5 protein-coding genes and 2 pseudogenes are annotated in these 4,908 nt (G+C 69.1%); all 7 read right to left on the bottom strand.

The window, feature by feature from the left end; genetic code table 11:
• The coding region (gene atpG / locus Q0W60_RS17225) for an ATP synthase F1 subunit gamma (protein WP_297697308.1) at positions 1-790 on the bottom strand (790 nt) is incomplete at its 3' end.
• A 12-nt stretch (positions 791-802) separates the two neighbouring features.
• A pseudogene (locus tag Q0W60_RS17220) lies at positions 803-1,423 on the bottom strand (F0F1 ATP synthase subunit alpha); the annotation flags it as partial.
• A 216-nt stretch (positions 1,424-1,639) separates the two neighbouring features.
• A pseudogene (gene atpA / locus Q0W60_RS17215) lies at positions 1,640-2,554 on the bottom strand (F0F1 ATP synthase subunit alpha); the annotation flags it as partial.
• Between the two features lie 18 nt (positions 2,555-2,572).
• The gene (gene atpH, locus Q0W60_RS17210) at positions 2,573-3,172 is read right to left on the bottom strand and encodes an ATP synthase F1 subunit delta (protein ID WP_297697307.1); all 600 of its coding nucleotides are present in this window, start codon (positions 3,170-3,172) and stop codon (positions 2,573-2,575) included.
• Between the two features lie 2 nt (positions 3,173-3,174).
• On the bottom strand, positions 3,175-3,765 hold the full coding sequence (gene atpF / locus Q0W60_RS17205; protein WP_297697306.1) for a F0F1 ATP synthase subunit B: 591 nt from the start codon (positions 3,763-3,765) through the stop codon (positions 3,175-3,177).
• A gap of 74 nt (positions 3,766-3,839) precedes the next feature.
• On the bottom strand, positions 3,840-4,199 hold the full coding sequence (atpE, locus tag Q0W60_RS17200) for an ATP synthase F0 subunit C (RefSeq protein WP_297697305.1): 360 nt from the start codon (positions 4,197-4,199) through the stop codon (positions 3,840-3,842).
• 79 nt (positions 4,200-4,278) lie between these two features.
• A partial coding sequence (atpB, locus tag Q0W60_RS17195; RefSeq protein ID WP_297697304.1) for a F0F1 ATP synthase subunit A occupies positions 4,279-4,908 on the bottom strand: 630 nt, incomplete at its 5' end.

Raw genomic sequence — 4,908 nt, 5'->3', positions numbered from 1 at the left:
GCGTCAGCGCCTTGATCATGTCCTGCGCGGCGTCGGTCGCCGCCTTCATGGCCACCATGCGGGCGACCTGCTCGGAGACCGCGGCGTCGTTGAAGGCCTGGAAGAGCCGGATCCGCACGGTCGCCGGCAGCAGCTCGTCGAGGAGCTGCTTGGGGTCGGGCGAAAACTCGTACTCCACCGATTTCGCCTTCTCCTCCCCCTTCTTCACCTCCGGCTGGAGGGGCAGGAGCTGCACGACCACCGGGCGCTGCTGGCCGGCGGAGAGGAACTTCATATAGGCCACGTGGGCCGAGGCGATCTCGCCCCGCGTGAAGCGGTCGATCAGGTCGTTGGCGATCGGCTCCACCTGGTCGAAGCGGGGGCGGTCGCCGATCCCCGAGGTCTGCTCGGCCACCGGCCGGCGCAGGAAGCGGAAGTAGGAGATCCCCTTCTTGCCGACCATGTGCACGTCGGTGGTCATCCCGGCCGGCTGCTGGTCGAGATGGCCGAGGGCCGTGCGCAGGACGTTGGCGTTGTAGCCGCCGGCGAGACCCCGGTCGCTGGTCAGCACGACGAGGGCCGAGCGGTCGACCCCCTCGTTGGTCTTGAGCAGCGGATGCTCGACGTTGCCGGCCGCCCGCGAGAGGTCGGCCACCAACTCGGCCAGCTTCTCGGTGTACGGCCGGGTCGCCACGGCCCGGTTGAACGCCGCCTGGAAGCGGGCGGTCGCGATGAGCTGCATGGTGCGCGTGATCTTGCGGATGTTGCGCACCGCCTTGCGGCGCTTGACGAGGACTCGCCGGTTCGCCATCTCGGACCTTTCCTACGCCGCCGCCGGAGCCGCCTCGCGGGCCGGGGCGTTGACCTTGTATTGCGACTTGAATTCGCGGATGGCCTGGCCGATCTTCTCCGGCAGGTCGCCGCCGAGGTCCTTGGTGCGGTCGAGCTCGTCGACGATCTCCGGGTGCTGGTCGCGGAAGAACTTCAGCATGGCGCCCTCGAAGCGGGCCACCTCGCGCACCGGCACGTCGTCCAGGAAGCCGCGGGTGCCGGCGAAGATCGACAGCACCTCCTCGTTGACGTTGTAGGGCTGGTACTGCGGCTGCTTGAGCAGCTCGACCATCCTCTGGCCGCGGTCGAGCTGGCGCTGGGTGGCGGTGTCGAGCTCGGTGCCGAGCTGGGCGAACGCCTCCAGCTCGCGGAACGCCGCGAGGTCGAGCCGCAGCGAGCCGGCCACCTTCTTCATCGCCTTCCGCTGGGCGTTGCCGCCCACCCGGGAGACGCTGATGCCGACGTTGATCGCGGGGCGCACGCCGGCGAAGAAGAGGTCGGGCTCGAGGTAGATCTGGCCGTCGGTGATCGAGATCACGTTGGTCGGGATGTAGGCCGAGACCTCGCCCTCCAGCGTCTCGATGATCGGCAGCGCCGTCATCGAGCCGCCGCTGTCCGGGAAGCGGTGGACCTTGTACTTGTCCTTGTCGGGCAGCGAGGCCAGGAAGGCCTCGGCCTTGTGCTTGCCGTGCGGCCGGTGGTAGGTGCCGTCGGCGCCGTCCGGGCGGACCTCGGCGGGCGCCTGGAGCCCCTGCGGGTGCTTGACGGCACGCGAGCGGTCGGTGCTGTCCGCCGGAGTGTCCTTGGGGACCACGGCGTACTCGTCGCGCAGCTTCACGCTCCGCTCCAGCAGGCGGGAGTGGAGGTAGAAGACGTCGCCCGGGTAGGCCTCGCGGCCCGGCGGACGGCGCAGCAGCAGCGAGAGCTGGCGGTAGGCCTGCGCCTGCTTCGACAGGTCGTCGTAGACGCAGAGGGTGGCCTTCCCCTCCTGATACATGAAGTACTCGGCCATCGCCGCGCCCGCGTAGGGGGCGATGTACTGCAGCGGCGCCGGGTCGGACGCCGAGGCCGAGATCACGATCGTGTAATCCATCGCGCCCAGCTCGCGCAGCTTGTCGACCAGGCCGACCACGGTCGACTCCTTGAGGCCGATGGCCACGTAGACGCAGATCACGTCGCCGCCGCGCTGGTTGACGATGGTGTCGATCGCCACCGCGGTCTTGCCGGTCTTGCGGTCGCCGATGATCAGCTCGCGCTGGCCGCGGCCGATCGGGATCATGCCGTCGATGGCCTTGATGCCGGTCTGCAGCGGCTCGGTGACGGGCTGGCGCTCGGCGATGCCGGGGGCCTTGAACTCCAGCGGCCGGCGGTACGGGGTGTTGATGTCCCCCTTGCCGTCGAGCGGGCGGCCGAGCGGATCGACCACGCGGCCGACCAGCGCCGGGCCGACCGGGACCGAGAGCAGCTCGCCGGAGCGGCGCACCTCGTCCCCCTCCTTGATGCCCAGATAGTCGCCGAGCACGACGGCGCCGACCGAGCCCTCTTCCAGGTTGAACACCTGTCCCTGGGCGCCGTTCTGGAACTCCAGGCGCTCGCCGGCCATGGCGCCGGTAAGGCCGTAGATGCGGGCGATGCCGTCGCCCACCTCCAGCACCTTGCCGACCTCCGAGAGGTCGACCTCGGTGCGGTACTTGCGGATCTCTTCTTCAATGACCGACGCGATCTCGTCGACTTTGAATCTCATGAAAGCTCCTTGCCCCGATTACGACTCGGCAACGTAGGCTCTGCCGCTATGGATCTCACGCGAGGCGCGCGCGTGCAGCGCCTCGCTCAAATGGTGCAGCCGCGACGCCAGGCTGGCGTCGATCTTCCGCCCTTCGATCTGGATGATGAGGCCGCCGATCACCGCCGGATCGACGTGCTCGATCAGCGACGGCTTGCGGCTGGTGGTGGCGGCGAGGGCCTCCGTCAGCCGGGCGCGCAGGGCGTCGGTGAGCGGCACGGCGGTGCGGACGTGGACGTCCATCCAGCCGCGCAGGTCGCGCAGCGCCGCCCGGTACTCCTCGGCGATGGCGCGCAGGGAGCCGAGGCGCCCCTTGCGGTTGATCACCAGGAGCGAATCGACCAGCAGGTCGCTCGCCTTGCCACGGAAGGCTCTCTCGATCGCCTCCGCGTGCGGCCCCTCCTCGACCAGCGGGCTGCCGAAGAACTGCTCGATCGCCGGATTGCTGTCGAGATACGTCACCAGCTCGTTGAGCTCCTCCTGCAGCGCCTCGGCCTGCCCCTGCTCCTCGGCGACGTGCAGGATCGCCTCGGCGTAGAGCCGGCCGATCTCCCGTCCGCGTTCGTCGACGTTCGCCATGGCTAGTGCGCCTGCGGGCCCGAGCCGCTGATGCCGTCGATCGCCTCGGCGATCAGGCGCTCGTGATCCTTGGCCGAGAGCTCCCGGCCGATCACGCGCGCCGCCATGTCGGTGGCGAGGCGGGCGGAGAGGTCGTAGAGCTCGCGGGTGGCGGTGACGGTGGCGATCTGGATCTCGCGGCGGGCGCGGTCGATCATCTTGTCGGCCTCCACCTTGGCGGCGGCCTCGATCTTGCGCTTCACCACCTCGGCGTCGCGCCGGCCTTCCTCGACGATCGCGGTGGCCTCGCCCCGCGCGCCGGCCAGCCGCTCTTCATACTGCTTCAGCCGCGCCTCGGCCTCGTCGCGGTCGTGCTTGGCCTTGGCGAGCGCCTCGTGGATGAAGCTCTCGCGCGTCTGCAGCGTGCTGAGGATCGGGCCCCAGGCGAACTTGCCGAGGACGACCAGCACGAGGACGAAGATGAGGACCGTCCAGAAGACGTTGCCGATGTCGCCCGCCAGCAGGCTGGGCTGCGCCTCGGCGCCCTCCGCGGCCAGCGCGGGAAGGGCGGTCAGGGCCAACGCGGCCAGTAGAAACAACGCTCTTTTGATCATGCCGTTTGCTCGCATTCAATGCCCCTCCCCGCGAGCGGGAAGGGGCGGAATCCTAAGTGGCGCCGGGCTCGCCTCTAGAGCGAGGCCAGCAGGCCGACGACGACCGCGAACAGCATGGCGCCCTCGATCAGCGCGGCGGTGATGATCATGGCGGTGCTGATCTGGCCGGCCGCCTCGGGCTGGCGGGCGATCGCCTCGACCGCGCTGCCGCCGATGCGGCCGATGCCGAGGCCGCCGCCGAGCAGGGCGAGGCCGGCGCCGAGCGAGCCGCCCAGCTTGCGGGCGCCGTCCGTGGTCATCAGGCCGCCGTCATGGCTGGTGGCCGGGCCGGCCGCGGCATCCGCCTGCGCGTGGACCGGGGCCACCGAGGCGAACATCAGCACGAAGCCGAGGGCGATCATCATCAACGCGATTTTGGCCGTTCTCTTGCTCATCGAAAAAGATCCTTTCCTAGGGTCGGTACGCCCCCGCTCCCTCCGGGCAGGGCGAGTGTTTCGGGATCAAACGTGTCAATCAGTGCGCCTGCGCCCCCGTGGTATGGCCGTGGTCGTCGTGGTGATGGAAGACGATCGACTGGCCGATGAACAGGGTCGTCAGGAAGGTGAAAATGAACGCCTGTAGAAAAGCGACGAAGATCTCCAACAGATTGATCGCGATGCTGCCCGGCACCACCGGGAGGGCGACGAGGAGCCCGCCCGCGATGCCCTTCTCCGCGGCCGACAGGATGAAGCTCAGCAGCACCGCCAGCAGCACGTGGCCGGCCACCATGTTGGCGCAGAGACGGACGATCAGCGCGAAGATACGGGCGACGAGGCCCACGATCTCGATCGGGATCAGCAGCGGCGCCAGCCACAGGGGGCCGGGGCTGAAGTGGGCGAAGAACTGCCTGCCGCCCAGCCGGACGCCGTTGACGATCACCATCCCCAGCGTGATCAGGGCCATCGTGCCGGTGATCCAGGGGTTCGCCGTCGCCGATCCGCCGATGGGCGCGCCGTGCACCTTGATCCAGTTGATCGGCAGGATACCCAGCAGGTTCACCGTCGTCACGAAGAAGAAGACGGTCCAGACGAACTTGATGAAGCGGTCGGTGTATGCGCCCAGGGCGGGCAGCGCGACCTCGTTGCGGAGGTACTCGCAGATCGC

The organism is Phenylobacterium sp., assembly GCF_025934275.1.
Classification (GTDB): Bacteria; Pseudomonadota; Alphaproteobacteria; order Caulobacterales; family Caulobacteraceae; genus Phenylobacterium.
This window is presented reverse-complemented; position numbering and strand designations above follow the sequence as displayed.

Coding starts and splice junctions, on each gene's coding strand:
- atpH (WP_297697307.1), bottom strand. CDS start 3,172: ATGGCGAACGTCGACGAACGCGGACGGGAGATCGGCCGGCTCTACGCC.
- atpF (WP_297697306.1), bottom strand. CDS start 3,765: ATGATCAAAAGAGCGTTGTTTCTACTGGCCGCGTTGGCCCTGACCGCC.
- atpE (WP_297697305.1), bottom strand. CDS start 4,199: ATGAGCAAGAGAACGGCCAAAATCGCGTTGATGATGATCGCCCTCGGC.